Origin of the sequence: Mesorhizobium sp. M7A.F.Ca.AU.002.02.1.1 (genome assembly GCF_003998535.1) — a bacterium.
In the GTDB taxonomy this organism is placed as follows: Bacteria; Pseudomonadota; Alphaproteobacteria; order Rhizobiales; family Rhizobiaceae; genus Mesorhizobium; species Mesorhizobium ciceri.
The window spans coordinates 1-449 of sequence record NZ_RZPB01001489.1 but is presented as its reverse complement, the minus strand read 5'-3'; the positions used below and the strand labels follow the sequence as shown (position 1 = coordinate 449).

The window sequence follows — 449 nt, the reverse complement described above, 5'->3', positions numbered from 1 at the left end:
GTATCTCGGGCGCATCACCAAGGCACATATCCTCGACGCCGTGCGCGAAGCTGCCAGCGAAGACGCGGCAGAGAGGCTGTCGGACCTGAAAAAGCAGCCAATGGCGGAGGCCGCCGAGCAGTTGCTCGCCGGGACTGGATGGCTACCTGCGCTCTTGCGCACCGAGCAACCTGCGATGTCGGTTGAACGGCAGGACGAGGCAGCAGATGCCAGATCGGCGGATTTTGCCGAACTGGAGCCGAAACCCTCTCAGCCAGATACAGCCGAGGAAGCCGAGGCCTTCAACGTTGCCGCCGAGTGACCGCAATGGGTCGGAGCCGCCACGCGGCTCCGACTTGCCTTTCGAGAATTTTCCGGCCGCGCCAATGACGCGGCCGGACACCTCGACAGCACAAGGTTTTGCAAGCGGTGGAACCCAGAACGTCCCTGACACGAATGTCTCCCCGGTG

At 63.3% G+C, this 449-nt stretch carries 1 pseudogene; it reads left to right on the top strand.

Annotated features, from left to right (window positions below):
• A pseudogene (locus EN879_RS38525) lies at positions 1 to 301 on the top strand (chromosome partitioning protein ParB); the annotation flags it as partial.
• Positions 302 to 449: the final 148 nt, after the last annotated feature.